At 66.2% G+C, this 26,723-nt stretch carries 22 protein-coding genes; 12 read left to right on the forward strand and 10 right to left on the reverse strand.

All coding sequences use genetic code 11. The features are described 5' to 3' along the window. Positions 1 to 69 precede the first annotated feature (69 nt). The 3 genes from K225_RS0110290 (at position 70) to K225_RS0110300 (ending at position 3,130) form a co-directional block, all read left to right on the forward strand. On the forward strand, positions 70 to 1,044 hold the full coding sequence (locus K225_RS0110290) for a tripartite tricarboxylate transporter substrate binding protein (RefSeq protein ID WP_026436329.1): 975 nt from the start codon (positions 70 to 72) through the stop codon (positions 1,042 to 1,044). A gap of 44 nt (positions 1,045 to 1,088) precedes the next feature. Beyond that, positions 1,089 to 1,928, forward strand: coding sequence for a substrate-binding domain-containing protein (locus tag K225_RS0110295; protein WP_026436330.1), 840 nt, complete (start codon positions 1,089 to 1,091; stop codon positions 1,926 to 1,928). Positions 1,929 to 2,068: 140 nt separating this feature from the next. Continuing rightward, positions 2,069 to 3,130, forward strand: a complete 1,062-nt coding sequence (locus K225_RS0110300; RefSeq protein WP_026436331.1) for a porin — start codon at positions 2,069 to 2,071, stop codon at positions 3,128 to 3,130. Between the two features lie 130 nt (positions 3,131 to 3,260). On the opposite strand, the gene ahpF is transcribed toward K225_RS0110300, so the two are convergent. Together ahpF and ahpC are read right to left on the reverse strand one after the other, a co-directional pair. Next, the gene (gene ahpF / locus K225_RS0110305) at positions 3,261 to 4,829 is read right to left on the reverse strand and encodes an alkyl hydroperoxide reductase subunit F (RefSeq protein ID WP_026436332.1); all 1,569 of its coding nucleotides are present in this window, start codon (positions 4,827 to 4,829) and stop codon (positions 3,261 to 3,263) included. A gap of 170 nt (positions 4,830 to 4,999) precedes the next feature. Continuing rightward, positions 5,000 to 5,563, reverse strand: a complete 564-nt coding sequence (gene ahpC / locus K225_RS0110310; protein ID WP_026436333.1) for an alkyl hydroperoxide reductase subunit C — start codon at positions 5,561 to 5,563, stop codon at positions 5,000 to 5,002. Between the two features lie 223 nt (positions 5,564 to 5,786). Between ahpC and bfr the strand changes: the two genes are divergently transcribed. Further along, complete coding sequence (bfr, locus tag K225_RS0110315) at positions 5,787 to 6,263, forward strand: bacterioferritin (RefSeq protein WP_026436334.1); 477 nt, start codon at positions 5,787 to 5,789, stop codon at positions 6,261 to 6,263. Positions 6,264 to 6,423: 160 nt separating this feature from the next. Here the strand turns inward: bfr and K225_RS0110320 are convergent, their stop codons facing one another. Beyond that, positions 6,424 to 8,337, reverse strand: a complete 1,914-nt coding sequence (locus K225_RS0110320) for a radical SAM protein (protein ID WP_026436335.1) — start codon at positions 8,335 to 8,337, stop codon at positions 6,424 to 6,426. Between the two features lie 413 nt (positions 8,338 to 8,750). Between K225_RS0110320 and K225_RS20690 the strand changes: the two genes are divergently transcribed. The 5 genes from K225_RS20690 (at position 8,751) to K225_RS0110345 (ending at position 13,693) form a co-directional block, all read left to right on the forward strand. Further along, on the forward strand, positions 8,751 to 9,938 hold the full coding sequence (locus tag K225_RS20690) for a PepSY domain-containing protein (RefSeq protein ID WP_034712388.1): 1,188 nt from the start codon (positions 8,751 to 8,753) through the stop codon (positions 9,936 to 9,938). Then, positions 9,935 to 10,192, forward strand: coding sequence for a hypothetical protein (locus tag K225_RS20695; RefSeq protein ID WP_034712389.1), 258 nt, complete (start codon positions 9,935 to 9,937; stop codon positions 10,190 to 10,192). The genes K225_RS20690 and K225_RS20695 overlap by 4 nt, the downstream gene beginning before the upstream one ends. Positions 10,193 to 10,197: 5 nt before the next feature. After that, positions 10,198 to 12,423, forward strand: coding sequence for a TonB-dependent siderophore receptor (locus tag K225_RS0110335; RefSeq protein ID WP_051248874.1), 2,226 nt, complete (start codon positions 10,198 to 10,200; stop codon positions 12,421 to 12,423). Between the two features lie 210 nt (positions 12,424 to 12,633). Further along, positions 12,634 to 13,107, forward strand: coding sequence for a hypothetical protein (locus tag K225_RS0110340; RefSeq protein WP_155885248.1), 474 nt, complete (start codon positions 12,634 to 12,636; stop codon positions 13,105 to 13,107). Between the two features lie 265 nt (positions 13,108 to 13,372). Further along, positions 13,373 to 13,693 carry a VF530 family DNA-binding protein gene (locus tag K225_RS0110345; protein ID WP_034712408.1) on the forward strand — a complete coding sequence of 107 codons (321 nt, stop codon included), beginning with the start codon at positions 13,373 to 13,375 and terminating at the stop codon, positions 13,691 to 13,693. Positions 13,694 to 13,742: 49 nt separating this feature from the next. Here K225_RS0110345 and K225_RS0110350 read toward each other — a convergent pair whose 3' ends face one another. The 4 genes from K225_RS0110350 to K225_RS0110360 all read right to left on the reverse strand — a co-directional run bounded on the left by K225_RS0110350 (position 13,743) and on the right by K225_RS0110360 (position 18,951). Beyond that, positions 13,743 to 14,702 (reverse strand): alpha-E domain-containing protein, encoded by a 960-nt coding sequence (locus tag K225_RS0110350; protein ID WP_026436339.1) that lies wholly within the window; start codon positions 14,700 to 14,702, stop codon positions 13,743 to 13,745. Then, positions 14,696 to 14,842 carry an alpha-E domain-containing protein gene (locus tag K225_RS22805; protein WP_081679651.1) on the reverse strand — a complete coding sequence of 49 codons (147 nt, stop codon included), beginning with the start codon at positions 14,840 to 14,842 and terminating at the stop codon, positions 14,696 to 14,698. The genes K225_RS0110350 and K225_RS22805 overlap by 7 nt, the downstream gene beginning before the upstream one ends. Further along, entirely contained in the window at positions 14,836 to 16,299 is a 1,464-nt protein-coding gene (locus K225_RS0110355; protein WP_026436340.1) for a circularly permuted type 2 ATP-grasp protein, read from the reverse strand. Before K225_RS0110355 ends, K225_RS22805 begins: the two co-directional genes overlap by 7 nt. Positions 16,300 to 16,407: 108 nt before the next feature. Continuing rightward, positions 16,408 to 18,951 (reverse strand): DNA internalization-related competence protein ComEC/Rec2, encoded by a 2,544-nt coding sequence (locus tag K225_RS0110360; protein WP_051248859.1) that lies wholly within the window; start codon positions 18,949 to 18,951, stop codon positions 16,408 to 16,410. Positions 18,952 to 19,099: 148 nt separating this feature from the next. Here K225_RS0110360 and K225_RS0110365 point away from each other — a divergent pair, with 148 nt between their 5' ends. Next, positions 19,100 to 19,558 carry a RidA family protein gene (locus K225_RS0110365; protein WP_026436342.1) on the forward strand — a complete coding sequence of 153 codons (459 nt, stop codon included), beginning with the start codon at positions 19,100 to 19,102 and terminating at the stop codon, positions 19,556 to 19,558. Between the two features lie 416 nt (positions 19,559 to 19,974). Here the strand turns inward: K225_RS0110365 and parC are convergent, their stop codons facing one another. The 3 genes from parC to K225_RS0110385 are packed head-to-tail and all read right to left on the reverse strand — an operon-like array spanning position 19,975 to position 25,177. Next, positions 19,975 to 22,329: a DNA topoisomerase IV subunit A gene (gene parC / locus K225_RS0110375; RefSeq protein ID WP_026436343.1), complete on the reverse strand. Its 2,355-nt coding sequence runs from the start codon at positions 22,327 to 22,329 to the stop codon at positions 19,975 to 19,977. Positions 22,330 to 22,344: 15 nt separating this feature from the next. Continuing rightward, complete coding sequence (locus K225_RS0110380) at positions 22,345 to 23,172, reverse strand: lytic transglycosylase domain-containing protein (RefSeq protein WP_238323217.1); 828 nt, start codon at positions 23,170 to 23,172, stop codon at positions 22,345 to 22,347. A gap of 22 nt (positions 23,173 to 23,194) precedes the next feature. Beyond that, positions 23,195 to 25,177 (reverse strand): DNA topoisomerase IV subunit B, encoded by a 1,983-nt coding sequence (locus K225_RS0110385; RefSeq protein WP_026436345.1) that lies wholly within the window; start codon positions 25,175 to 25,177, stop codon positions 23,195 to 23,197. A 121-nt stretch (positions 25,178 to 25,298) separates the two neighbouring features. Here K225_RS0110385 and K225_RS0110390 point away from each other — a divergent pair, with 121 nt between their 5' ends. Both K225_RS0110390 and K225_RS22450 read left to right on the forward strand, forming a co-directional pair. After that, the gene (locus K225_RS0110390) at positions 25,299 to 26,516 is read left to right on the forward strand and encodes an MFS transporter (protein ID WP_026436346.1); all 1,218 of its coding nucleotides are present in this window, start codon (positions 25,299 to 25,301) and stop codon (positions 26,514 to 26,516) included. A gap of 26 nt (positions 26,517 to 26,542) precedes the next feature. Further along, positions 26,543 to 26,698, forward strand: coding sequence for a hypothetical protein (locus K225_RS22450; RefSeq protein ID WP_202900043.1), 156 nt, complete (start codon positions 26,543 to 26,545; stop codon positions 26,696 to 26,698). Positions 26,699 to 26,723: the final 25 nt, after the last annotated feature.

Raw genomic sequence — 26,723 nt, forward strand, 5'->3', positions numbered from 1 at the left:
ATTGCGTGCTACCTAGACTGGCGTCCTTTTGCAAGGCCGACCGTGCATCGGCCACTTCTGGAATCCACCATGCAACGACGCTCGCTGATCGTGGCCGCCATCCTGGCCACATGCCTCCCCCTGGTCCACACAGCCTCCAAGGCCCAGGACTTTCCTCCCAAGAAGCCCGTGACCCTGGTGGTCGGCTTTGCCGCCGGCGGCTCAGCGGACATCGCGGCGCGGTTGATCGCCAAGAAGCTGGGCGAAAACATCGGCCAGAGCGTGGTGGTGGACAACAAACCCGGCGCGGGGGGCAACCTGGCCCACACCCAGGTCGCCACGGGCCCGTCGGATGGCTCGGTGTTGCTGTTCGGCTCCATTGGCCCGCTCAGCATCGCACCCCATTTCATGAGCGTCCGCTACGACCCGCTCAAGGATCTGGCGCCCATCACCATGGGCGTGAGCTTCCCCAACGTGCTCGTGGTGCCGGCCAGCACCGGCATCAAGACCCTGGGCGAATTCGTGGCCAAGGCCAGGCGCGAGCCGGGCAAGTTCGACTTTGCCTCCACCGGCCCCGGTTCGGCGGCGCACCTGGCCGGTGAACTGCTCAACGACGTCGCCAAGATCGACACCGTGCACGTGCCCTACAAGGGCGGCGCCCCTGCGCTGCAGGATGTCCTGGGGGGGCGCGTGACCGCGTTCTACGCAGCGCCCCCCACCGCCCTGCCCCACATCGAGTCGGGCAAGCTCATTCCGTTGGCCACCACCGGACTGACCCGCCCCGCCTACCTGCCCAACGTACCCACGGTGGCAGAGACCTTTCCGGGATTCAACGCCACGAACTGGTATGCATTCGTGGCCTCGGCCAAGACACCCAAGCCCCTGCTGGACCGCTGGAATGCCGAACTGGTGAAGGTGCTCAACACCCCCGAAGTGCGCGAGAACCTGCTCAAGCATGGCCAGACCGCATCGCCCGGCACCCGTGATGAGCTGGGTAAATTCATCGCCTCCGAATACAGCAAGTGGGGCCGCATCATCCACGAGCGCAAGATCACCGCCGACTGACACAGCGGCCCGCAACCCCCACGACATCAACCAGGAGACATGACATGCAAACCTTCAAGCCAGCCACTGTGAGCCCCATCGAAATGCCCCGCCGCAGGGTGCTGGGCGCCCTGCTCGGCGCCGCGCTGAGCCTGGGCCTGGCCCTGGGAGCGGCAACGCCCTCCAGCGCCCAGGCGGCAGAAATCCGCGTCGTCACCTCGGGCGGTTTCTCCGCCGCCTACGACCAGCTGATTCCCCTGTACGAGCAGGCCACCGGCCACAAGGTGGTCACCGCACGGGGCGCTTCGATGGGCAAGGCACCCGACTCCATCCCCAGCCGCTTCGCCCGCGGCGAGCAGTTCGACATCGTCATCCTGGCCGACTCGGGGCTGGAAGCCCTGGTGGCACAGGGCAAGGTGCAGCCCGGCAGCCGCGTGGACCTGGCCCGTTCCATGATCGGCATGAGCGTGCGCAAGGGCACGCCCAAGCCCGACATCAGCACCGTGGAAGCCCTCAAGCAGACCCTGCTGAACGCCAGGTCGATCGCCTATTCCGCCAGCGCCAGCGGAACCTACCTCTCGGACGAACTGTTCCCGCGCCTGGGCGTGGCCGAGCAGATCAAGGGCAAGGCCACCAAGATCTACAGCGAGCGCGTGGGCGCAGTGGTGTTGCGTGGCGACGCCGAGATCGGCTTCCAGCAGGTCAGCGAGCTGCTGCCTTTCAAAGAGCTGGAGTTCGTCGGACCGCTGCCGGACGAAGTCCAGCAGCGCGTTTTCTTCTCGGCGGGCGTGGCCGCAGGTGCAGAGAATCCCGACGCGGCGCGGCATCTGATCCGTTTCCTGGCATCACCGGCGGCAGCCCCCATCGTGCGCAGCACCGGCATGGAGCCTGCGGCCGCCCGCTGACACTGCGTCGACAGCGCGTCAGCCCCTTGCTCCGCGCGCCGGGCGTGCGCACCGGCAGCGCTCGCCCAACGACCTCCCCCCACTGCACTGCCCTCCGGGTGCGGCGCACCGCCGCGCCCCTCACAACGACAAGGAGACCCATGAAACCCCAACACCTGGCATGGCTGGCCGCACTGGCCACACCCGCGCTCACCCTGGCGCAGGGCAGCACCACCCTGTACGGCATCGCCGATGCCGGCGTGCGCCACACCGTCGGCATGACCGCCGCCAATGCACCCAGCACCGCCTCTGCGACCAGCCTGGCCAGCGGCGTCAACAGCACCAGCCGCTTCGGATTCCGGGGCCGCGAAGAACTGGGGGGCGGCCTCCATGCGCTCTTCAACTTCGAAACCGGTCTGAACATCGACAGCGGCAGCACCGCCAACGCCAAGTTTTTTGACCGCGCCGCCATCGTCGGCATGGGCGGCGCCTGGGGCCAGGTCACGGCGGGCCGGCAGACCAACTTGCTGGCCGATGCCGTGAGCCCCGTTGACGCGGCAGGCATGCGCTTCGCTTCGTTCAACCCCAACATCGCCACGGCGGCCTTGAGCAGCCATGGCCTGGGGGTTGAATACGGCACGGCAGGCTCCGCCAGCGGCTCTTACCGCCTGGACAACGCCCTCAAATACACAGGCCGGTTCGGGCCCGTCACCGCACGCGCCATGTACAGCTTCGGAGAAAACGCTGGCAGCGCCTCGGCCCAATCCTCGGCGGGAGCAGGACTGGCCTATGCCGCAGGGGCCTGGACCGTCTCGGGCGCCGTCCAGCGCTTCAAAACGGCAGGCAACCTGTCGTTGCAGGCCTTTACGCTGGGCGCCGCCTACCAGCTGGGCAGCCTGCGCCTGGCCGCCAACACCGCGCGCAGCGAAGCCGACACTTCCACCACGGCACGCACGGAACAGCGGGTGCAGTCAGCGGGGGCGACCTGGTCGGCAACCGGCGCGGTGGACCTCACCGCCGCCGTGTACCGCCTGGACCGCCAGCGAACCGGCAAGCGGGAAGACGGCTACACCCGGACCCTCCTGTTTGCCGAGTACAAGCTTTCGCGCCGCAGCAAACTGTATGCAGAGCTGGACCGCACCCAGTGGCGCGACGGCTTCCAGGGCGCCGCCCACAAGGACCGCGCCACCGGCATCACCACCGGCGTGCTGCACACCTTCTGACCGGGCTCCAGACCCGGGCATCCAGAACGGCAAAAAAACGGCGGGGCTGCTCCTCACAGCCCCGCCGCTTCCAATGGGATGGCTTCCCGCACTCACCACATAGGCACTACCGGCCGATTTTTTCTAAAAATCACGCTGGCGCACTGGTGCGGATCAAATGATCGAACGCGCTCAGCGCGGCCGTGGCGCCGGCGCCTGCAGCAATCACGATCTGCTTGTAGGGCACGGTGGTGCAGTCACCGGCGGCAAACACCCCGGGCACGTTGGTGTGGCCCTTGGCATCGATCTCGATCTCGCCAAACTTGCTCAAGTTGACCGTGCCCTTGAGCCAGTCGGTGTTGGGCACCAGGCCGATCTGCACGAACACGCCCTCCAGCGGCACCAGATGCTCCTGGCCCGTCGCCCGGTCCTTGAACTTGAGGCCGTTGACCTTGCCGTCGGCACCGGTGATTTCGGTGGTCTGCGCGTTGGTGTGGATGGTGACGTTGGGCAGGCTTTGGAGCTTCTTGACCAGCACGGCGTCGGCCTTGAGCTGGTCGGCAAACTCCACCAGCGTGACATGCGCCACGATGCCGGCGAGGTCGATGGCCGCCTCGACACCCGAGTTGCCGCCGCCAATCACGGCCGTGCGCTTGCCCTTGAACAGCGGGCCGTCGCAGTGCGGGCAGTAGGCCACGCCCTTGTTCTTGTACTCAGCTTCGCCGGGCACGTTCACGTTGCGCCAGCGCGCACCGGTGGACAGGATCACGCTCTTGGCCTTGAGCGAACCACCGTTGGCCAGTTGCACCTCGATCAGCCCGCCAGGCTGCGCGGCCGGAATCAGCTTGTCGGCGCGCTGCAGGTTCATGATGTCCACGTCGTAGGCGCGGGTGTGGGCTTCCAGGGCGGCGGCAAACCTGGGGCCGTCGGTCTCGATCACCGAGATGTAGTTCTCGATGCCCAGCGTGTCGTTGACCTGGCCACCAAAGCGCTCGGCGGCCACACCGGTGCGTATGCCCTTGCGGGCCGCGTACACGGCGGCCGCGGCGCCTGCGGGGCCACCGCCAATGATGAGCATGTCGTAGGGGGCCTTGGCCGACAGCTTGGCCGCGTCGCGCGCGGCGGCGCCGGTGTCGAGCTTGGCCACGATCTCCTCCACCGTCATGCGGCCCGAGGCGAACTCCTGGCCGTTCAGGTACACCATGGGCACGGCCATGATGCCGCGCTCGGTCACTTCCTGCTGGAAGGCGCCGCCTTCGATGACCGTGGTCTTGACCTGGGGGTTGAGGATGGCCATGAGCGCCAGCGCCTGCACCACGTCGGGGCAGTTGTGGCAGGTCAGGCTCATGTAGACCTCGAAGTTGAAGTCGCCTTCCAGGGCCTGGATCTGCTCGATCACGTCCGCCTCGACCTTGGGCGGGTGGCCGCCGGTCCACAGCAGGGCCAGCACGAGGGACGTGAACTCATGGCCCAGCGGCAGGCCGGCGAAGCGCAGCTGGCTGGTGCTGCCCGTGCGCTGCAGCGTGAACGAAGGCTTGCGAGCGTCGTCGCCATCGGTGCGCAGGCTGATTTTGTCGCTGCGCAGCGACTGGATGGTTTGCAGCAGCTCCAGCATCTCGCGGGATGTGTCGCTGTCGTTCAGGGATGCCACCAGCTCGAACGGCTGCTGCACGCGCTCCAGGTATGCCGAAAGTTGGGTCTTGAGTTGTTCGTCGAGCATGGTGGTGTCCTTGTAGATTCGAGTGGCAGAGGGTGTGTGCTCAAGGCGCTTGTGGCGCCGCCCGCACAAAAAACGGACGTAAAAAAGCCGGACGGCATGGCGCGGGCGCCACAGCGTGGTCCGGCTTGGGAGCGCCTCCCAGGCGCTCCGCCGTCAAACAGTCTTGTGGCTTAGATCTTGCCGACCAGGTCCAGCGATGGAGCGATGGTCTTTGCGCCTTCGTTCCACTTGGCGGGGCAGACTTCGCCGGGGTGGGCGGCGGTGTACTGGGCAGCCTTGAGCTTGCGCAGGGTTTCCTTCACGTCGCGCGCGATTTCGTTGGAATGCACTTCCATGGTCTTGATCACGCCATCGGGGTTGATGATGAAGGTGCCGCGCAGCGCCAGGCCTTCTTCGGCAATGTGCACATCAAAAGCGTTGGTCAGCTGGTGCGTGGGGTCGCCCACCAGCGGGAACTGGGCCTTGCCCACGGCGGGCGAGGTTTCGTGCCACACCTTGTGCGAGAAATGCGTGTCGGTGGTGACGATGTACACCTCGGTGCCGGCCTTCTGGAATTCAGCGTAGTGCTCGGCAGCGTCTTCCACTTCGGTGGGGCAGTTGAAGGTGAAGGCGGCGGGCATGAAGATCACGACCGACCACTTGCCCTTCAGGCTCTCTTCGGTCACGGTGATGAACTTGCCGTTGTGAAAGGCTTCGGTCTTGAAGGGCTGAACTTGGGTGTTGATCAGGGACATTGCTGCTTCCTTGGTGGTTGGTTGACTGAACAGGATTGAAGTTTAGGCTTTTCAGGGAAATCAATCCAATTAATTGAATTCATTGAATCAATTGGTTATTGCTATTTTATGACAAGACCGCAGGCTGCTTCGCCACCCCGCCGCTCCTCGCAGGGGCTTGTGTTGCGCGCGTGCTGCCGGGCCGCGACAATCATTGCCGGAACAACCCACCAAGGAAACCACCATGAAGGGCGACACACAGGTCATTGGCCATCTGCAGGCCCAGCTCAAGAACGAGCTCACGGCCATCAACCAGTACTTTCTGCACTACCGCATGCTCAAGCACTGGGGTTTTGACAAGCTGGCCAAGAAGGAATATTCCGAATCCATCGGCGAGATGAAGCACGCCGACTGGCTGATGGACCGCATCTTCGTGCTCGACGGCCTGCCCAACCTGCAGGACCTGGCCAAGATCCAGGTGGGCGAAGATGTGCCCGAAATCCTGGCCTGCGACCTGCGCGCCGAACAAGGCGCCCAGGCCACCATCAAGGACGGCATCGCCCACTGCGAAACCGTGCGCGACTATGTCTCGCGCGACCTGCTGCAAAAGATCCTGGACGACACCGAGGAGCACATCGACTTCCTCGAAACCCAGATCGACCTGATAGCCAAGGTGGGCCTGCCCAACTACCTGCAGTCGCAGATGGGTGAAGTGGAGTGACGCTGCACCGGCGTTGCTGATGCGACGCCTTGGTGCGCCCACACGCCCCGCGTTTCAAGTGCTGCAGGCCCACAGCGCTTGCGGATCAGGCGCAAGCGGCCATAGGGAAAAAGCATTTCCGAGACAGGGCACCGGATCGGTGCCCCCGCCCGCAGTCCGGTCACCCACGCTCGCGCAGTGCCCGCTCGATGCGGTTGCGTTGCACGGTGGTCTTGGGCACCTTGAAGGGGAACCAGCTGCGCACGTCCTCTTCGAGCCCGATGCCGTGCATGTAGTTGTAGATGGCCTTCTTGAGCGCGCCGCCCAGGGCGTCGTGGTCCACGCCCGTGGGGTCGTGAAAGCCGATGTCGTTCTTGGCAAAGCTCACCGGCGGCAGCGGCTCCAGGGTCACGCCAAAGTCTTCGGGGTGCTGGCCCACCGGTGAGTGAACGGTGCAGGCAAAGCGGTGGAAAAAACCGCTTTGGATACAGCCATTGGCAAACAGCTGGCGCACGTATTCCAGCGCATCCACGGTGTCCTGCACCGTCTGCGTGGGAAAGCCATACATCAGGTAGGCGTGCACCAGAATGCCGGCGTCGGTAAAGGCCCGCGTCACGCGCGCCACCTGGTCCACCGACACGCCTTTTTTCATGAGATTCAGCAGCCGATCGGACGCCACTTCCAACCCGCCCGAGATGGCGATGCAGCCGCTGTCGGCCAGCAGGTTGCACAGCTCGGGGCTGAAGGTTTTTTCGAACCGGATATTGCCCCACCACGAGATGCCGGCATTGCGGGCGATGAGTTCGGTGGCCAGCGCCTTCAGGGCCTTGGGCGGCGCCGCTTCGTCCACGAAGTGAAAGCCGGTCTGCCCGGTCTCGCGCACGATGGTGTCGATGCGGTCGGCCAGCACGGTGGCCGAGGCGCCTTCGTAGCGGCCGATGTAGTCCAGGCTCACGTCGCAGAAACTGCACTTCTTCCAGTAGCAGCCGTGGGCCACGGTGAGCTTGTTCCAGCGCCCGTCGCTCCACAGCCGGTGCATGGGGTTGAGCATGTCAAGCAGCGAGAGGTAGCGGTCCAGCGGCAGGCCGTCCCAGGTGGGCGTGCCCACTTCGGCGAAGGCGATATCGGCCTCCATCAGGTTGATGTACTGCACGGCGCCCGCTTCATCGCGGACAAAGGTGCGCACCAGCCGCTGGCGACCGCGCTGGCCCTGCAGGTGTTCCAGCAGCGCCAGCAAGGGGCGCTCGCCCGCGTCCAGCGTCACGTAGTCGAACTGGTCGAACACGCGCGGCTCGGTCAGCTCGCGCAGTTCGGTGTTGACGAAGCCACCGCCCAGCACCGTGACGATGTGCGGGTGGTGTGCCTTGATGGTCTGGGCAATGCGGAAAGCCGCGTAGGCCGAGCCCGGGAACGGCACCGACAGCAGCACCACGGTGGGCGCATGGCGCTGCACGGCGGCCAGCGTCAGATCGCGCAAGGTGTCGTCCACCAGGTTGGTCGGCGCGGCCAGCGCCTGCGCCAGGGGCTCGAAGGTGGGCTGGCTGCCCGCCAGCGACTCGGCATAGCGCACAAATTCGAAGCGCGGGTCGACCGCATCGCGCAGCACATCGGCCAGGTCATTCAGGTACAGCGTGGCCAGGTGCTTGGCGCGGTCGTGCAGGCCCAGGGCGCCAAAGGCCCAGCCCAGCGGGTCGCCACCCTCGTCATCCACATACACATCCAGTGACGCAAAGCGTGGCCCCTCGGGCAAAAAGTTGCGCCCCACGATGCGGTGCGCCAGGGTGGAGTCGCGCCCCTGCAGGAAGGCAATGGCGGGCGCGATGGTGGCCAGGTAGCGATCGCGCTGTGCCATAAAGCTCTGCACCGCCGGGCTGCGCCTTGGCGCGGGCAATGCGTCCACCTGCGCCGCCACCGCGCGCAGGCCTGCGGGCGACAGCAGTTGCAGCACCAACGCCAGCGCCAGGTCTTCCTGCACCGCCGCCACCCCGCGCGAACGCAGGAACCCCGTGAGGTACGCGGTGGACGGATACGGGGTGTTGAGCTGCGTCATCGGCGGGATGACGGACAGGACGCGAAGGGCAGGCTGGGCGGGCATGGAAGGATGGACAGGGTGGCCACCTGTGCGGGGCGGGTGCTGATTATCGGCGCCCTCACCCGGCGGCGCTGCCAGGCCCCGCAAGCCATGGCCTCCCGTGCGGGAACAGGGCCGAGCCACGGCGCCTGCACGCAAGGCCGCAGCCAGGTCGTTGCTTGCCTGCTAGGCCACAACGATACAAATGAGATCAATTATCATTTGTATTGTAAGATTCGATGTTCGCAAGCCACAGCCGCCCCGGCTGGAGCCAGCACCCACCCTGCCGAGACTTTTCGGGTTGCCTGGCTTGAACCACTCCCTTGCTCCCACGGACCTTCTGTCTGCATCCCTGCCAGCCGGTGATCGGGCCGTGCAGGCGCGGGCCAGGGATTCGCGCAAGTGCCCGCCAAACCTTTAGCACCAACCGCCCCGCCATGCTTTCTCCCGTCGCCATCCGTCGCTGGTCCTGGGTCCATCAATGGTCCAGCCTGGTGTGCACCGTGTTCATGCTGCTGCTGTGCCTCACGGGCCTGCCGCTCATTTTTCACCATGAAATAGGGCACCTGCTGGGCACCGAGGTCGAAGCACCGGCCATGCCCGCCAACACGCCACGAGCCAGCCTCGACCAGGTGCTGGCCGCCGCACAGGCACTGCACCCGCAGCGCGTGGTGCAGTTCGCGTCGCAACCCGAGGACGACGATGCGCTCTGGTTCGTCACCCTCACCCCCACGCCCGCGCCCACCGACGACTTCAAGTCGATCGCCGTGGACGCCCGCACGGGTGCCGTGCTCTCCGAGCTGCCGGTGGGCGAAGGCTTCATGCATGTGATGTTGCGCCTGCATGTGGATTTGTTCGCGGGCCTGGCCGGTAAGTTATTCCTGGGGCTCATGGGTTTGCTGCTGCTCGTCGCCATCGTCACGGGCGTGGTGCTGTATGCGCCGTTCATGCGCAAGCTGTGCTTTGGCGAGGTGCGGCAGCACCGGTCCACCCGTGTGAAATGGCTCGACCTGCACAACCTGCTGGGCATCGTCACGCTGACGTGGGCCCTGGTGGTGGGTGCCACGGGCATGGTCAACACCTGGGCTGATCTGGTCATCCAATACTGGCAGCACGACCAGCTTTCGGCCTTGCTCAAGCCGTATGAAGGCCAGCCCATCGTGCCCGCCATCGAGCGCGGCCCGCTCCAGCACTCGCTGGAGGCAGCACAAGCCGAGGCGCCAGGCACCAGGCTGTCGTTCATCGCGTTCCCGGGCACGTCGTTTTCCAGTCCGCACCACAACACGTTCTTCCTGCGCGGCAACACGCCCCTTACCTCGCGCCTGCTGCAGCCGGTGCTGGTGGATGCGCGCACGGCGCAGGTCACCGCTGCGCCCCAGTTGCCTTGGTATGTGACGGCGCTGCTGGTCTCGCAGCCGCTGCACTTTGGCGACTACGGCGGCATGCCCATGAAGATCCTCTGGGCGCTGCTGGACATTGCCACCATCGCGGTGCTGGGCAGCGGCCTGTACCTGTGGCTGCGCCGCAAGGCCCCGGCGGCGGCGGCGCAGACCACGTCCACGCCGCCCGTCAAGGGCCAACCCCTGGTGGCCACGGCACTCACCCACAGCAAGCACACGGCATGAAAAAGTCGTCCTTTCTCGCCATGTGGGGTTGGCCCCTGGCCCTGGCCGTCTTGTCGGCTTCGGGTCTTGCAACCGCCCTGGTATCCGACACCTGGGGCGACTGGTGGTCCTGGCTGGGTCTGGGCCTGCCGGTGGCCGTGATGGGCTGGCACGCCTGGCCCCGTTCACGTGCCCTGCCCGCCCCGGTCGCCCTTGCACTGCATCACCGCTGCGACGCCGACAACGCTTGCACACCTCACTCAACCCACCGCTGATCACCATGCGCCATTTCCACCTCTCTTCGCCATCCCGCAAACGCCCGGTATTCGCCCCGACTCCTGCCGCCATGCTGTGCGTGCTGGCGCTGCCCTCGGCCCAGGCCCAGACAGCGTCCACCACCACCGCGAACGGCGACAAGACCTTGTCCACCGTGACGGTGAACGCCAGCGCCGACGCATCGGCCCCGGGCCTGTCGCCCGCCTATGCCGGCGGCCAGGTGGCCCACGGCGGCCGTGCGGGCGTTCTGGGCACACGCGACGCCATGGAGACGCCGTTCTCCATCACCAGCTACACCCACGAACTCATCCAGGACCGCCACGCCCGCAGCGTGGGCGATGTGCTGCAAAACGACCCCACCGTGCGCGTGGCACGGGGCTTTGGCAATTTCCAGGAGGCCTACTTCATTCGCGGCTTCATCCTGGCTTCGGACGACACCGCCTACAACGGCCTGTACAGCCTGCTGCCACGCCAGTACATCGCCACCGAACTGTTCGAGCGTGTGGAAGTGCTGCGGGGCGCCTCGGCGTTTCTGAACGGCGCCAGCCCCGGTGGCGGCGGCATTGGCGGCAGCATCAACCTGCTGCCCAAGCGTGCCCCCAATGCGCCGTTGAACCGCGTGACCTTTGGCGTGGGCAGCGGCGGCCAGACCCAGGTGGCGGCCGACATCGCTCGCCGCTTCGGTCCGGACGGCAGCACCGGCATCCGCGTGAACGCAGCCTCGCACCAGGGCGGCACCGCCGTGAACGACGAAGACGCCCGGCTCGGCCTGCTGGCCGTGGGCCTGGACTGGCGCAGCCGCGACGTGCGCCTGTCGGGCGACATCGGCTGGCAAGACCACAAGCTCCAGCGCACCCGCACCAACGTGACCCTGGGCCCCTCCGCCACCAGCGTGCCTGCGGCGCCCGACAACCAGACCAATTTCGCCCAGCCCTGGAGCTATTCCAACGAGCGCGACACCTTCGGCACGCTGCGCGGCGAATGGGACATCGGCACCAGCGTGACCGCCTGGGCGGCAGCCGGTGCGCGCCGCAGCGAAGAAGCCAACGCGCTGGCCAACCTCACCGTCCACAATGCGGCAGGCGCCGCCACCACCTACCGCTTCGACAACACCCGCAAGGACAGCGTGAACACCGGTGAACTCGGCCTGCGCGGCAAGCTGCAAGCGGGCGGCGTGGGGCACGAATGGGTGGCTGTGGCCTCGGCCTTCAGCGCCGAGAAGAAAAACGCCTACGCCATGGACTACGCCAACACCCAGGCCACCCACCTGTACGGCCCCGTGGCCACCAGCCTGCCCGCCTTCAGTGCCAACGCCTTCCGCGGCGGCGATCTGGCCCACCCGCTGCGCACCGGCCTCACGCGCCTGACCAGCGTTGCCGTGGGCGACACCCTGTCGCTCATGGACCAGCGCCTGCTGCTCACGGCCGGCCTGCGCCACCAGAAGATCGACATCGGCAACTACGCCTATGGCACTGCCGCACTCACCGACCGCTACGAGCAAAGCCGCACCAGCCCGCTGCTGGCTGGCGTGTTCAAGCTGGACAGGAGCGTGTCGCTTTACGCCAACTACGTCGAAGGCCTGAGCCAGGGGCAAACCGCGCCCAGCACCGCCGCCAACCGGGGTGACATGCTGGCGCCCTACGTCTCCAGGCAAAAGGAAGTGGGCGTGAAGTACGACGGCGGCCGCGTGGGCGGCAGCCTGGCCTTCTTCAGCACCGACAAGCCCCGCGCCTACCTGGACAGCAACAACATCTTTGGCACCAACGGCAAAGACCGCCACCAGGGCCTGGAGCTGGCCGTGCAGGGCGAGGCCACCAAGGGCCTGCGCCTGCTGGGCGGCCTGACCTGGCTGGACGCCACGCAGCAGACCACCGGATCGGCCACGACCGATGGCAAGCGCGTGATCGGCGTGCCCAAGCTGCAAGCCAACCTGGGCGCCGAATGGGATGTTCCCGGCCTACCCGGCCTGGCCCTGGATGGCCACGTGGTGCACACCGGCGCCAGCTACGCCAACGCCACCAACACCCTCCAGCTGCCCCGCTGGAGCCGCCTGGACGCAGGTGCCCGCTACCTCACCGAAGTGCAAGGCCGCCTCGTCACGCTGCGTGCCCGCATCGACAACCTGACCAACCGCAGCTACTGGGCATCCGCCGGCGGCTACCCCGGCCAGGGCTACCTGGTGGTGGGTGCGCCGCGCACGCTGTCGATCAGCGCCAGCGTGGATTTCTGACGCGGCCTGCCCATTTGATTATTCTTGTCAAATAGGGGCGCATCCCGGACGATCATATGGCCGCCTGTGGAACAGATCCGGGTGCTCCTGATACCGCTGCATGGCTGTTGAACCGGCGGGTCTTGAGCACATCGGTGATGCGCCCAGTCACCACCCCGACAGACTTCACATGGCCCATGGTCGCCAGTATGCTGGCAGTGTATGGCTACCGTGAAAGAAGACGACATGATGGCTTTATTGCGCAGAACGGCTGTGGGCTTATGGATCGTGTTCGCTGCAATCGGCGTGACATGGGCAGAAGATATCGCTGCCACAGTGGAGCCACCTGTTGTGAAGGCGCAAGAGCCGGAGGCATTTTTGGTGGTGCTCAATATCAGCGGCCCCACTTTGTTGGCCAGCAACCAGGACATCACAGACAACGGAAAGGAACTGGTCAGCCTGCCTCGCAGCACATACAAGCGTTTGAGCATCGCGCCCGGCCCGCATGAATTCCGATTCAAACCCTTTCCGTCCGGCAAGCGTGTCGCCCATCTGGAAGCACAAGCGAACAACACGTATTACCTGGTGGTGGGCTACAGCCCTGGCAAGTCGTGGGCCTTTCCGCTGGGGGGCGACCCCATGACCATCAAGGTCGTGAGCGAAGAAGATGCGACGCCATTGATGAAGGAAATGATGGCCCAGTGATTCGCTCTGGAGGCCAGCATGACCAACGTGCGCTCCAACCCATGCGGCCGCCTGCGCGTGAACGGGGAACGGCGGGAGCGCGGTTGACCATCCTTCCGAATCTGGCAGATTTTCACGCACGCTGCCCCGATATCTGCAACGCCATGGAACGCCCAAGCATCCCCTGGGCATTGAACCGGGCGGCTCAATTGCGCCAGAACGTGCCCCTGCTGCAGTGCGTCACATGCGCCACCGCCATGTTCGCATTCGCCTTATGCTTGCGGCCATGAATGCCCCAGCATCCCCCCCCACCCCGGCCCCCGACAAGCCCGCAGCCGACATCGCGGCGCCCCCCGGTGCGCGCGCCACCCAGGCCCACAACCCCTTGCATGGCGTGACGCTGGAAGCCATGGTGGTGGCACTGGCCGACTATTTTGGCTGGCAGGGGCTGGGCGAGCGCATCCCGGTGCGCTGCTTTCAAAGCGACCCCAGCGTGTCATCGAGCCTGAAGTTCCTGCGCAAGACGCCCTGGGCGCGCGCCAAGGTCGAAAGTCTTTATCTCTTCATGCTGCGCGAGCAGCGGCGCAAGGCGCCAGACGCCCCCTGAAGCTCCCGGCACAAACGCTGGCGCCTGGGAAGCGGCGGAACCGGATGCCTCAATCGGCTGCCACCACCAGGAAGTCGCGGCTGATCCCCCCGCCCAGGTCATTCACCCGGTCCAGAAACTGCGTGAGATAGGCGTGCAGGCCGGTGGCCAGGATTTCGTCGATGTGCCCGTATTGCAGGTCTGCCAGCAGCCGCCCGGCACAGCGCTGCGTCTCGGCGGATTGCCCGTTGGCCACCATGGCCAGGTTGTCCACCACCTCGCGCAGGCTGGCATGCAGCGAGCGCGGCATGTCGCGGCGCAGGATCAGCAGGTCGGCCACCCGCCCCGGCGTGATCACGTCGCGGTAGACCTTGCGGTACACCTCGAAGGCGGACACGCTGCGCAGGATGGCGCTCCAGTGGTAGAAGTCCTTTTCCTGGTTGCGCTCGCTGGCGCGGCCGAAAAAATCGCTCTCGACCGCATGGAACTTCACGTCCAGCAGCCGCGCCGTGTTGTCGGCCCGCTCCAGGAAGGTGCCCAGGCGCAGGAAATGAAAGGCCTCGTCCTGCAGCATGGTGCCCAGCGTGACCCCGCGCGAGAGGTGCGAGCGGTACTTGACCCACTCGAAGAACTGCGCAGGATCGCGCTCGAAGGCGCCGCCTTCGAGTTGCCGGGCCAGTTCCAGCCAGGTCTGGTTCTGCGTTTCCCAGACTTCCGTGGTGAGTGCCCCGCGCACCGCCCGCGCGTTCTCGCGCGCTGCCCGCAGGCACGACAGGATGGAGGACGGGTTGTTGCCATCGCGCACCATGAATTCGAGCACCTTGGCGGGGGCGACCTCCCCATGCTTTGCGGTGTAGGCCGGAATCAGCTCGCTGATCGACAGCAAGCCCAGCCAGCCCTCCTGGGCGACAGCGGCGGACTGCGGCAGCAGCGATGTCTCGTAGCTCACATTGAGCATGCGGGCGGTGTTCTCTGCCCGCTCGGTATAGCGAGACATCCAGAATAGATGATCGGCAGTGCGGCTCAGCATGCTTCCTCCCCGGGCAGAGAACCCCGCACGCGCTGCGCGCGCGCGCTGTGTTGTGATGAAAGTCCGCCTGCGGCAACCTTTTCTGCCCGCTCGGTATAGCGTGACATCCAGAACAAGTGGTCGGCAGTACGGCTCAGCATGTTTCACCCCCTTCCTGTCCCAGTACCCAGGTGTCCTTGGTGCCCCCGCCCTGCGAGGAGTTGACCACCAGCGAGCCTTCCTGCAGCGCCACGCGCGTGAGGCCGCCGGCCACCATCTGCACCCCGCGCCCGCTGAGAACGAAGGGGCGCAGGTCGATGTGGCGCGGAGCGATGCCGCTGTCCACATAGGTCGGGCAGGTGGACAGGCTGAGCGTGGGCTGGGCGATGTAGCCCGCCGGATTGGCCAGCAGGGCACGGCGAAAGTCGGTGATTTCTGCCTGCGTGGCGGCTGGGCCGATGAGCATGCCGTAGCCCCCGGCGCCATGCACTTCCTTCACCACCAGTTCGGGCAGGTGCGCCAGCACATGCTGCAGATCGTCAGGCTTGCGGCACATCCAGGTGGGCACGTTTTGCAGGATCGGCGCTTCCCCCAGGTAAAAGCGGATCATTTCGGGCACATAGGGGTAGACCGATTTGTCATCGGCCACGCCCGTCCCCACGGCATTGCAGATGCCCACGTTGCCCGCGCGGTAGGCGTCCATGAGGCCGGCGCAGCCCAGCGTGGAGTTGCGGCGAAACACCTGCGGATCGAGGAAATCGTCGTCCACGCGCCGGTAGATCACATCCACACGCCGCAGGCCGCGCGTGGTGCGCATGTACACAAACCGGTCCTTGACCACCAGGTCCTGCCCCTCCACCAGTTCCACCCCCATCTGCTGCGCCAGAAAGGCATGTTCGAAATAAGCGCTGTTGTGCATGCCGGGCGTGAGCACCACCACCGTGGGCGCGGCCACGGTGGTCGGGGCGCTGGCCCGCAGGGTTTCGAGCAGCAGGTCGGGGTAATGCGCCACCGGGGCCACCGCATGCGCGCTGAACAGCTCGGGAAAAAGCCGCATCATCATCTTGCGGTTTTCCAGCATGTAGGAGACACCCGAGGGCACACGCAGGTTGTCTTCGAGCACGTAGTACACGCCATCGCCCTGGGCGTCGGCGGCCCGCACGATGTCGATGCCGGCAATGTGCGCATAGAGGTTGCAAGGCACCTGCACACCCACCATCTCGGGGCGGTATTGGGCATTGCTCAGCACCAGGTCGGTCGGAACAATGCCGGCACGCAGGATGTCCTGGCCGTGGTACACGTCATGGATGAAGCGGTTGAGCGCCGTGACCCGCTGCACCAGGCCGCGCTGCATCTGCGTCCATTCATGCTCCGGAATGATGCGGGGAATCAGGTCGAACGGAATGAGCCGCTCGCTGCCCGCGCCACTCTCGTCCTTGGTGCCATAGACCGCAAACGTGATGCCCACGCGCCGGAAGATCATTTCGGCCTCGGCACGCCGGGCCTGCATGGCGTCTGCCGGCTGGCGCGCGAGCCATTGGCCATAGCGCTTGTAGTGTTCGCGCACATCGCTGCCGTCAAAGGGCAGCATGGCGTACATCTCGTCGAATTTCTGCATCGGCGGGCCTCCTGGAAATCAGGATAGCAAGTTGCGCACCCACCGCCTCTGCTCCATGACAACCCATGCAACCAGACCGCTCGCGCAGGCGTTGGCGCCTGACGCCGGTCAGGGTGCGAGGGTATGCTGCCAGTAGCGCCGCCCGGCCTCCCGCTCGCAGCGCACCTGCCGGGGCTGCAGCGACTGCCAGGTGGCCGCACCGCAGCGTGCGGACTCCACCACCCGGATCTGCCGCTCCTGGTAACGCCCCAGCACCTCGGGAGCCGGGTGGCCAAAGCGGTTGCGGTAACCGGCCTGCACCAGGGCGGTGCGCGGCTGGACAGCGTCCAGAAACGGCGCGCTCGACGACGTCTTGCTGCCATGGTGCGGCACCAGCAGCAGATCGGCGGCCAGCGGTGCGGCACCCGCCACCAGGGCCTGCTCCTGGGCCTGCTCGATATCCCCGGCCAGCAAGGCCACGGCGGGCTGCGGCCCCTGCGTCGCGATGCGCAACACGCAACTGGCAGCATTGGTGCGTGCGGCGCTCTTGGCGCGGGCGCCATCGCCCACCGCCGGGTGCAGCACCTCGAAGGCCACGCCATCCCAATCCCAGCGCTGACCCGCCACACAGGGCGTGACCGGGCGCAACGCCTGCAAGCCATGTTCGGCCTCGATCGATCCCGTCACGGCGGCCTGGGGTTGCTGGGCCAGCACGGCCGCCGCGCCGCCTGTGTGGTCGGAATCGCGGTGGCTCAGCATGAGCAGGTCCACCCGCTCGCCTAAAGCGCGCAGCAGCGGCACCAGCACCCGGTGGCCCGCGTCGCTTTCACGGCTGAAGCGGGGGCCGGCGTCGTACAGCAGCGCATGGCTGGCGGTGCGCACCAGCACGGCGTTGCCCTGGCCGATATCGGCCGCAAGCACCTCAAACTCGCCCGGCGCAGGCCGCGCCGGTTGCCACCACAGCGCGGGCACCAGCAGCGGCAGCGCCAGCGCGCGCACCGCCCAGGGCAGGCGCATGGCCAGCAGGGTGCCGCCCACCACGGCCGCCACGCCCGCCCACAGCGGCGCCATCGGCACAAACGCTACCGCAAAAGGCCAGGCCGCCAGCCATTGCAGGAAAACAGCCAGGGGCTGCACGGCCCATGCGGCCAGGCTCCACAGCGGCGCCCACAAGACGCCCGCGAGCGCCAACGGAGTCACCACCAGCGTGACCCACGGAATGGCCAGCAGGTTGGCCGCAAACCCCACCAGCGACACCTGGCCAAACAGCAGCAGGGTGAGCGGCGTCAGCGCCAGCGTGACGACCCACTGCTCTCTCCAAAGTGCATAGAAATGGGCTCTGGCGCCCGTACCGTCATTGCGACCGGCTATCGGATCCGTCGCAAAAAGCACCGCCACAGCGACAAAACTCAGCCAAAATCCCGCCTGCCACAGCGCCCAAGGGTCCGCCACAACCACCACTGCACAGGCCAGCAGCCACACCTGTGGCCAAGGCCAGCGGCGCCCGCTCAAGCGCAGCGCGGCAATGGTGGCCAGCATCAGCACGGTGCGCTGCGCGGGCACACCCCAGCCACTGAAGAGCGCATAGCCAGCGGCCAGCAGGACACCCGCCAGCAGCGCCGCAGAGGGCGCCGGCAGCGCCAGGCACAAGCGCGAAGAACGGCACCACAGCCGCCGCACCACCAGTGCCGCCAGCCAGGCAAACAGGGTGATGTGCAAGCCCGAAATACTCATCAGGTGCGCCACGCCGGTGGCGCGGAACACATCCCAGTCGGCACGGTCAATCGCGCGCTGGTCGCCCGTGACCAGCGCTGCCACCACCCCCGCAACACGCCCTGGGCCCTCGTCGCCAGCAGCGGCATGGCCGGCGAGGCGGGTCACGATGGCGTCGCGCACAGCCTGGCGCGCGCGCTCGACAGGGTGGCGCCAGGTGCTGCCCAGCCGCACCGGCGGCACATCCTTCGCGCCGGTGCGCACATAGCCCGTGGCCTGCACGCCCTGCTCCCACATCCAGAGTTCGAAGTCGAACCCATGGGGGTTGCGCGCACCGTGGGGGGCTTTCAGGCGCACCGTCATTTCCCAGCGCTCGCCGGCCCGCAGTGGTGGCGGCTGCCGCCCTGCATCGGCAGGCTGCGCCCACCCCTGCGCCGGCTCGCCGTACCACGACACATCCACCAACGGCGGCAGCGTCACCGCCGTGCCTTGCCACAAGGCAGACTCGATTTCCAGGCGCAGGCGCACACCCGCTTCATTCACCTGCGGCATGGTGGCGACCACACCGGTCACGCGCAGGTCGCGCCCCTCCAGCCCCGGTGCCAGCGCATGGGACGCATAGGCACCGGCACGCAGCCCGCACAGCGCAAACAAGGCCAGCGCCCCCGCACAGGCTGCAAAGCCCAAGGCCCACCACCGTGCCACACGCCGCCCGGCAGCCAGGTGATACGCCACCCGCAATACCCTGCGCGAACCACTGAGGAGCCACGCCACACCCGCCAGGGCCAGCACCACCCCATAGGCCCGCCCATTCCAGAGCAGGGGCTGCTGCAACTGCAGCGCCGCACCCACCAGCATCCCCAGCAAGCACGCCGGCAAGCGCCAGGCGCCCCGCGCGAAACTCTCCTCTGGCGGATGGGGCGCAGCAGGATGGATGGCGCTGGGCGCAATGGGTGACATGGGCACATGCTAAACCCACCTTCCATCGCAGAAATGGGCGGTTTTCGCGCAGGCTTGTGCAACACTGGCGCCCTCTGCACCGAAATCCAGGCGCCGCACTCTATTGCACGCCTGACCGGACTTTCCCTTCACCCCTCCGAGGAAAACCATGAGCGTTTACGACAAGCTGAAAGAACTCCAGATCACCCTGCCCCCCGTGTCGGTGCCTGCGGCCGCCTATGTGCCTTATGTGCAGACCGGCAACCTGGTGTTCCTGAGCGGCCATATCGCACGCAAGGACGGCAAGCCCTGGGCCGCCCAGTTTGGCCGCGACATCACCACCGAAGAAGGCAAGGCCGCCGCCCGGGCCGTGGCGATCGACCTGATGGGCACGCTGCACGCAGCCTGCGGGGGGGACCTCAACCGCGTCCAGCGCATCGTGAAGGTGATGAGCCTGGTCAACTCCACCGGCGACTTCACCGAACAGCACCTGGTGACCAATGGCGCCAGCGAGCTGCTGGGCCAGGTCTTTGGTGAAAAAGGGGTGCACGCCCGCAGCGCCTTTGGCGTGGCGCAGATTCCCATGGGGGCATGTGTGGAAATCGAATTGATCGCCGAACTGGCCTGAAAGACGGAGCGTACTGTGATCAGTCCGCTCCAAAAGGCACTCAGCCGCCAGGGGCCACCACCAGGCCGCTCGCCTGATGGGCGCTGCGGGCACTTTGCTGGATGGTGCCGGTGAACTGCTCCATGGCGGCCGCTGGTGCCTGCAGATTGCGGGAACCCGCGCTGCCATGTCCTTCACCACCGCGTCGGTCTGCACCTTTGCCGGCCGGTACCCCGAAAACCTGCCACCACGCTCCGCATGACCATGGCCCGGTGACGGCCAGCCACAGCTGGCGGGCAAGACGAAGCCGGTTCTGCATCATTGGTCGCCCGCACTCGGATGATTTGCCACGGACAGTGTGCAATTTTCTGTTTTCACGAATCCCTAGCATTCCCGTCGGGCGTCCCATTCCGGCGAAAAATGCCGGCGCACAGCCATTATTCGACGCGCACCACGGATGCGGGCTTGAAGCCTAAATCTGCGACCTTGCCCTTGCGCCCCCGTGCGGCGCGGGCATTGTTGAGCGAGCGGATTTCCAGCGTTTCTTCCCGCACCTTGCCGCCCCGGCCCACACCCTCGATGCGGATGCTGCGCGTGTAAGCGGCGGCCCCCGCCAGCTGGTCTTTGGGCTCCAGGTCGATCAGCACCAGGCCACGGCCACCGTTGGCCATGGTCTTGAGTTCGCTGATCTCGAACGTCAGGATGCGCCCCCCCGCCGAGGCGCAGGCCACATGCGTGGCGGCAGGCAGCGGCTGCCCCCCGGTGCTGCCCGCCGCATGGGAGGGTGGGCACACGCTCTCGCCATCGCCCAAGGTCATGAAGGACTTCCCGCCCTTCTGGCGCGACACCAGGTTTTCCACACTGGCCAGAAAGCCATAGCCACCCGAATTCGACAGCAGCAAGGTGGCGCTGGCCGGGCCGGCGAAGTAATGCAGCAGTTGCGTGCCCGACTCCAGTTCGATCAGGGTGGTCACAGGCTGCCCGTCACCTCGCCCGCCGGGCAGTTGCGCCACCGGCACCGAATAGACGCGGCCATTGCTGCCAAACCCGATGAGCTGGTCCACGGTACGGCATTCAAACGTGGCATAGAGCCCGTCACCCGCCTTGAAGGCAAAGCTGGCCGCCTCGTGGCCATGGCCAGTGCGGGCGCGCACCCAGCCTTTTTGGGACACCACCACCGTCACCGGCTCGTCCACCACCTTGACCTCGGCCACGGCCTTCTTTTCGGCCTGGATCAGCGTGCGGCGCGGGTCGGCAAAGGTCTTGGCGTCCGCCTCGATCTCCTTGACCATGGTGCGGCGCAGCGAACCGGGGTTGTTCAGGATGTCTTCGAGCTTGCCCTGGCTTTCGCGCAGTTCCTTCAGCTCCTGCTCGATCTTGATGGCTTCGAGCCGCGCGAGCTGGCGCAGGCGGATTTCCAGGATGTCCTCGGCCTGCCGGTCGCTCAGGTTAAAGCGCGCTACCAGCGCGGCCTTGGGCTCCTCCGCAGCACGGATGATGGCGATCACCTCGTCGATGTTGAGCAGCACGGTCTGCCGCCCTTCCAGGATGTGGATGCGGTCCAGCACCTTGGCCAGCCGGTGCTGGCTGCGGCGGGTGATGGTGGTCTGGCGGAAGGCGATCCATTCTTCCAGCATCACGCGCAGCGATTTCTGCACGGGCTTGCCATCCAGCCCCACCATGGTCAGATTGATGGGGGCCGAGGTCTCCAGGCTGGTGTGGGCCAGCAGCGCGGTGATCAGCTCCTGCTGCGGGGTCTTGCCCGTCTTGGGCTCGAACACCAGGCGCACGGGCGCATCCTTGCTCGACTCGTCGCGCACCACGTCCAGCACGGCCAGCATGCTGGCCTTGAGCTGCGTCTGGTCCTGGTTCAATGCCTTCTTGCCGGCCTTGACCTTGGGGTTGGTGATTTCCTCGATCTCTTCGAGCACGCGCTGCGTGCTCACGCCGGGCGGCAGCTCGTTGACCACCAGCTGCCATTGACCACGGGCCAGTTCTTCGATCTTCCAGCGCGCCCGCACCTTGAGGCTGCCCCGGCCCGTGCGGTAGGCGTCGGCAATGTCGCCCGCGCTGCTGATGATCTGGCCGCCACCAGGGTAGTCCGGGCCCGGCACGATGGCCAGCAGCTCTTCCTGGCTCAGCGCGGGCGTCTTGATGAGCGCGATGCAGGCATCGGCAATCTCGCGCAGGTTGTGGCTGGGGATTTCAGTGGCCAGGCCCACGGCAATGCCGCTGGCGCCGTTGAGCAGCGCGAATGGCAGGCGTGCGGGCAACTGGCGCGGCTCCTCGGTGCTGCCGTCGTAGTTGGGCATGAAATCCACGGTGCCCTCATCGATCTCGTCGAGCAGCAGGCTGGTGATGCGCGACAGGCGCGCCTCGGTGTAGCGCATGGCGGCGGCGCCATCGCCGTCGCGGCTGCCGAAGTTGCCCTGGCCGTCGATCAGCGGGTAGCGCTGGGCAAAGTCCTGCGCCATGCGCACCAGTGCGTCATAGGCCGACTGGTCGCCGTGGGGGTGAAAGCGTCCCAGCACATCGCCCACCACGCGGGCACTCTTGACCGGCTTGGCCGCCGTGCTGCGCGTGGGGCCGCTATAGCCCAGGCCCATGCGATCCATCGAGTACAGGATGCGCCGCTGCACGGGCTTGAGGCCGTCGCACACATCAGGCAGCGCGCGGCCCTTGACGACAGAGAGTGCGTATTCGAGGTAGGCGCGCTGGGCGTAGCCTGCCAGATCCAGGGAGTCACCCCCATCGCCAGCGGTGGTGAAATCGAGAGTGGGTTGGTCGCTCATTCGTTCGGGTTCGGTTCAATCACGTTCTGGTGCGAAATCACGCGTGTCTGGAAGCTTGTCCCGGCCCAGGGCGCCGCCCGGAAGCTCCATGCGCACGCGGCCCGCAGCGGTGCGCTGGGCCAGCACGGTCGTAGGCGGCTTGAGCTGGGCATACAGGCCGAGCACGGTGCGCACATAGTTCTGGGTTTCCTTGAAGGCCGGAATCTGGTTGCCCGCCTTTTTCACCGCGCCCTCACCCGCGTTGTAGGCGGCCAGGGCCAGGTCCATGCGGCCGGGAAACAGATCGAGCAGGTAGCGCAGGTAGCGGGTGCCGGTGGACACATTCACGGCCGGGTCCACGAGTTTCTGCGCCACGGTCCGGCGGGCGTCCGCCGCCACGCCGAAGCGCCCCGCCGTGGCCGGCATCACCTGCATCAGGCCAATGGCGCCCTTGGGGGAGACGGCACCAGCGTCAAACCCCGACTCGGTGGCGATCAGGGCCTGCAGCAATTCATAGTCCACGCCCTGGTGGCTGGCCGATGCGCGCAGGTGGTGCCTCACGCGCTGGTAGTCGGGCGAGATGTCAAAAAACGCCAGCAAACGCGCACTGGCTGCGGGCAGCGCCCCCGGCATAGGCCCCAATGCACCCGGCGGCCCATTGCTCGATGAATCGAATTGCGTGCCACGGAAGAACAGCTGGTAACGCGCATCCGTCTGCTCTGCGGCGTAGTGGGTCACGCCGCGTTCGTCCACAAAGGCCCACAGGTCTGCATGCGCCGGTTGCTGCGTTACCCATAGCAACAGCGGCACAGCCAAAAATCGCAAACGGCCGAAAAGACTCAAAAAACGGTGCATCGTGGACATGGTAGATACCGGCAATGCGCGCTCAGATATCCACTTCCACCGCGTCACCATGCAGCTCCATCAGCTCGCGCCGCGAAGCCGCTTCGCCCTTGCCCATGAGCTTGGTGATGAGCCCTTCCGTGGCAGAGAAATCCGTGCCCCCCAGCTGCACGGGCAGCAGGCGGCGCGTATCAGGGTTGAGCGTGGTTTCCCACAGCTGCTCGGCATTCATTTCGCCCAGGCCCTTGAAGCGGCTGATCTGGCATTTTTCGTGCGGCACGCCGTCTTTCGCGCATTTGTCGAGAATGGCGGTGAGCTCGCCTTCATCGAGCGCATACATCTTGGCCGCTGGCTTCTTGCCGCGCGCGGGCACATCCACGCGAAACAGCGGCGGGCGCGCCACGTAGATATGACCGGCCTCGATGAGCTTGGGGAAATGCCGGAAGAACAACGTGAGCAGCAGCACCTGGATGTGCGAGCCGTCCACATCCGCGTCACTGAGGATGCACACCTTGCCGTAGCGCAGGCCCGAGAGGTCGGGTGTATCGTTGGGTCCGTGCGGGTCCACCCCCATGGCCACCGAGATGTCGTGGATCTCGTTGTTGGCAAAAAGCCGGTCGCGGTCCACCTCCCAGGTGTTGAGCACCTTGCCACGCAGCGGCAGCACGGCCTGGTTTTCCTTGTCGCGGCCCATCTTGGCGCTGCCACCGGCCGAGTCGCCCTCGACCAGGAACACCTCGTTGTAGGCGATGTCGCGGCTTTCGCAGTCGGTCAGCTTGCCGGGCAGCACGGCCACGCCCGAGCCCTTGCGCTTTTCGACTTTCTGCCCGGCCTTCTGGCGGGTTTGCGCGGCCTTGATGGCGAGTTCGGCCAGCTTCTTGCCGTATTCGACATGCTGGTTCAGCCAGAGTTCGAGCGCCGGACGCACAAAGCCACTCACCAGGCGCACGGCGTCGCGCGAGTTCAGGCGCTCCTTGATCTGGCCCTGGAACTGGGGGTCCAGCACCTTGGCACTGAGCACATAGCTGGCGCGTGCAAACACATCTTCGGGCATCAGCTTCACGCCCTTGGGCAACAGGCTGTGCAGCTCGATGAAGCTCTTGACGGCGTTGAACAGGCCATCGCGCAGGCCGCTCTCGTGCGTGCCGCCGGCGCTGGTGGGGATCAGGTTGACGTAGCTTTCGCGCACGGGCTGGCCGTCTTCGGTGAAGGCCACGCACCACGAGGCGCCCTCGCCCTCGGCAAAGTTGTCGTTGCCACTGTCGGCAAAGCCCTCGCCCTCGAACAGGGGGATCACCGGGTCGCCGTTGAGCGTCTGCTGCAGATAGTCGCGCAGGCCGCCCTTGTATTGCCAGGTTTGCGTGTCCCGCGTCTTCTCGTTGACCAGAGAGACCGACACGCCCGGCATCAGCACCGCCTTGCTGCGCAGCAGGTGGGTGAGCTCGCCCAACGGCAGGGTGCTCGATTCAAAGTATCTGGCATCGGGCCACACACGCACCGTGGTGCCCTGCTTGCGCTCGCCAGCCTCCAGGGGGCGGGCCACCAGGGGCTCGATCACGTCGCCGCCAGAGAACACCAGGCGCGCCACCTGGCCTTCGCGGTGGCTGCTGGCCTCCAGGCGCGTGGCCAGGGCGTTGGTGACACTCACGCCCACGCCGTGCAGGCCGCCCGAAAAACTGTAGGCACCGCCCTTGCCCTTGTCGAACTTGCCGCCCGCGTGCAGGCGGGTGAACACCAGTTCGATCACCGGGGCCTTTTCCTCGGGGTGCATGCCAAACGGAATCCCGCGCCCGTCGTCCTCGACGCCCACCGAGCCATCGGCGTGCAGCGTGACCTTGATCTTCTTGCCGTAGCCGGCCAGCGCCTCGTCGGCGGCGTTATCGAGCACCTCCTGGATGATGTGCAGGGGGTTGTCGGTGCGGGTGTACATGCCCGGGCGTTGCTTGACAGGCTCCAGCCCCTTGAGCACACGGATCGAACCCTCGGAATATTCGCTGGCGGACACAGAAGACGGTTTGGCAGACATGGGGCGGATTGTAGTGCCGCAGCAGTACACGAACTGGATAAATACCCAGCCATAAGTCCCGCATCGTCCCAGGTCATGCAGGTGTCAGGCAGATGCGTGCGGTATTCGCTACATTCCCCGCATGCCTACGAATCCTCCCAAACTGTCCATGCTCCAGGTGCTGGCCTGCGGTGCCGCCATCGTGACGCTGTCCATGGGCATCCGCCACGGCTTCGGGCTGTGGCTGCAACCCGTCACCCAGGAAATGGGCTGGACGCGGCAGTCGTTTGCGCTGGCCATTGCCATCCAGAACCTGTCCTGGGGGCTGATCGGCATTTTTGTTGGCATGGTGGCCGACCGTTTTGGCGCCTTTCGCGTGCTGGTGGGCGGTGCAGCGCTCTATGGCCTGGGTCTGGCCGGCATGGCGCTGTCTCCCACGCCCACCCTGTTTGCCATGACAGCGGGCGTGATGATTGGCGCGGCCCAGGCCGGCACCACCTACGCCGTGATCTACGGCGTGCTGGGCCGCCAGATCGCACCCGAAAAGCGCTCCTGGGCCATGGGCGTGGCGGCGGCCGCCGGCTCGTTCGGGCAGTTTCTGATGGTGCCGGTGGAGGGCTGGCTGATTGCCAGCCTGGGCTGGCAGCAGGCGCTGCTGGCACTGGCGCTGATGGTGCTGCTCATCGTTCCGCTGGCTTTCGGCCTGCGCGAACCCGGATTTCACGGGTCGGCACCCGCCCGACGCGACCAGACCATTGCCCAGGCGCTGGGCGAGGCGTTCCGCTACCCCAGCTTCCTGCTGCTGACGGCGGGGTATTTCGTATGCGGCTTCCAGGTGGTCTTCATTGGCGTGCACATGCCCAGCTACCTGCGCGACCATGGGCTCTCGCCCCAGGTGGCCAGCTATTCACTGGCGCTGATCGGGCTGTTCAATGTGTTCGGCACCTACATTGCGGGCACGCTGGGCCAGCACATGCCCAAGCGCAGGATTTTGGCCTTCATCTACTTTGCGCGGGCCGTGGTCATCACCGTTTTTCTGCTGGCGCCCCTGTCGCCGCTGTCGGTGTATGTGTTTTCCGCCGTGATGGGGGCACTGTGGCTGTCCACCGTGCCCCCCACCAATGCCACCATTGCGCAGATTTTTGGCGTGCAGCACCTGTCCATGCTGGGTGGTTTTGTCTTTTTCAGCCACCAGGTCGGCAGCTTCATGGGCGTGTGGCTGGGCGGCTACCTGTATGACCGCACGGGCAGCTACGATGTGGTGTGGTACATCGCGATCGGGTTGGGAATTTTTGCGGGACTGGTGAATCTCCCCATCAAGGAGGCGCCCATCCGCCGCGTCGCGCCACTGCCCGCCTGACCACACCCGTTCCGCACAATCCGTCCATGGCCCTGCACAACCCTGCTCCACGCCTTGCATTCCGCCCCGCCCGGCTGCTGGGCTGGGTGGCCGCCGTGCTGGCCTTGCTGGCGGTATTTGCGCTGTACACCGCGCCAAGCTTCATGGTCATGCTGTCGGACCAGCTCTGGGCATGTTTCTGAGGGTTTCAAGCCTTCCAAGCCACGA

This window comes from Acidovorax sp. JHL-9, from assembly GCF_000426205.1.
Taxonomy (GTDB): domain Bacteria; phylum Pseudomonadota; class Gammaproteobacteria; order Burkholderiales; family Burkholderiaceae_C; genus Acidovorax; species Acidovorax soli.

What these genes read in the sequence shown, in the direction of transcription:
- K225_RS0110290 (WP_026436329.1), top strand. Translation starts at nt 70, where the DNA reads ATGCAACGACGCTCGCTGATCGTGGCCGCCATCCTGGCCACATGCCTC.
- K225_RS0110295 (WP_026436330.1), top strand. Translation starts at nt 1,089, where the DNA reads ATGCAAACCTTCAAGCCAGCCACTGTGAGCCCCATCGAAATGCCCCGC.
- K225_RS0110300 (WP_026436331.1), top strand. Translation starts at nt 2,069, where the DNA reads ATGAAACCCCAACACCTGGCATGGCTGGCCGCACTGGCCACACCCGCG.
- ahpF (WP_026436332.1), bottom strand. Translation starts at nt 4,829, where the DNA reads ATGCTCGACGAACAACTCAAGACCCAACTTTCGGCATACCTGGAGCGC.
- ahpC (WP_026436333.1), bottom strand. Translation starts at nt 5,563, where the DNA reads ATGTCCCTGATCAACACCCAAGTTCAGCCCTTCAAGACCGAAGCCTTT.
- bfr (WP_026436334.1), top strand. Translation starts at nt 5,787, where the DNA reads ATGAAGGGCGACACACAGGTCATTGGCCATCTGCAGGCCCAGCTCAAG.
- K225_RS0110320 (WP_026436335.1), bottom strand. Translation starts at nt 8,337, where the DNA reads ATGCCCGCCCAGCCTGCCCTTCGCGTCCTGTCCGTCATCCCGCCGATG.
- K225_RS20690 (WP_034712388.1), top strand. Translation starts at nt 8,751, where the DNA reads ATGCTTTCTCCCGTCGCCATCCGTCGCTGGTCCTGGGTCCATCAATGG.
- K225_RS20695 (WP_034712389.1), top strand. Translation starts at nt 9,935, where the DNA reads ATGAAAAAGTCGTCCTTTCTCGCCATGTGGGGTTGGCCCCTGGCCCTG.
- K225_RS0110335 (WP_051248874.1), top strand. Translation starts at nt 10,198, where the DNA reads ATGCGCCATTTCCACCTCTCTTCGCCATCCCGCAAACGCCCGGTATTC.
- K225_RS0110345 (WP_034712408.1), top strand. Translation starts at nt 13,373, where the DNA reads ATGAATGCCCCAGCATCCCCCCCCACCCCGGCCCCCGACAAGCCCGCA.
- K225_RS0110350 (WP_026436339.1), bottom strand. Translation starts at nt 14,702, where the DNA reads ATGCTGAGCCGCACTGCCGATCATCTATTCTGGATGTCTCGCTATACC.
- K225_RS22805 (WP_081679651.1), bottom strand. Translation starts at nt 14,842, where the DNA reads ATGCTGAGCCGTACTGCCGACCACTTGTTCTGGATGTCACGCTATACC.
- K225_RS0110355 (WP_026436340.1), bottom strand. Translation starts at nt 16,299, where the DNA reads ATGCAGAAATTCGACGAGATGTACGCCATGCTGCCCTTTGACGGCAGC.
- K225_RS0110360 (WP_051248859.1), bottom strand. Translation starts at nt 18,951, where the DNA reads ATGTCACCCATTGCGCCCAGCGCCATCCATCCTGCTGCGCCCCATCCG.
- K225_RS0110365 (WP_026436342.1), top strand. Translation starts at nt 19,100, where the DNA reads ATGAGCGTTTACGACAAGCTGAAAGAACTCCAGATCACCCTGCCCCCC.
- parC (WP_026436343.1), bottom strand. Translation starts at nt 22,329, where the DNA reads ATGAGCGACCAACCCACTCTCGATTTCACCACCGCTGGCGATGGGGGT.
- K225_RS0110380 (WP_238323217.1), bottom strand. Translation starts at nt 23,172, where the DNA reads ATGTCCACGATGCACCGTTTTTTGAGTCTTTTCGGCCGTTTGCGATTT.
- K225_RS0110385 (WP_026436345.1), bottom strand. Translation starts at nt 25,177, where the DNA reads ATGTCTGCCAAACCGTCTTCTGTGTCCGCCAGCGAATATTCCGAGGGT.
- K225_RS0110390 (WP_026436346.1), top strand. Translation starts at nt 25,299, where the DNA reads ATGCCTACGAATCCTCCCAAACTGTCCATGCTCCAGGTGCTGGCCTGC.
- K225_RS22450 (WP_202900043.1), top strand. Translation starts at nt 26,543, where the DNA reads ATGGCCCTGCACAACCCTGCTCCACGCCTTGCATTCCGCCCCGCCCGG.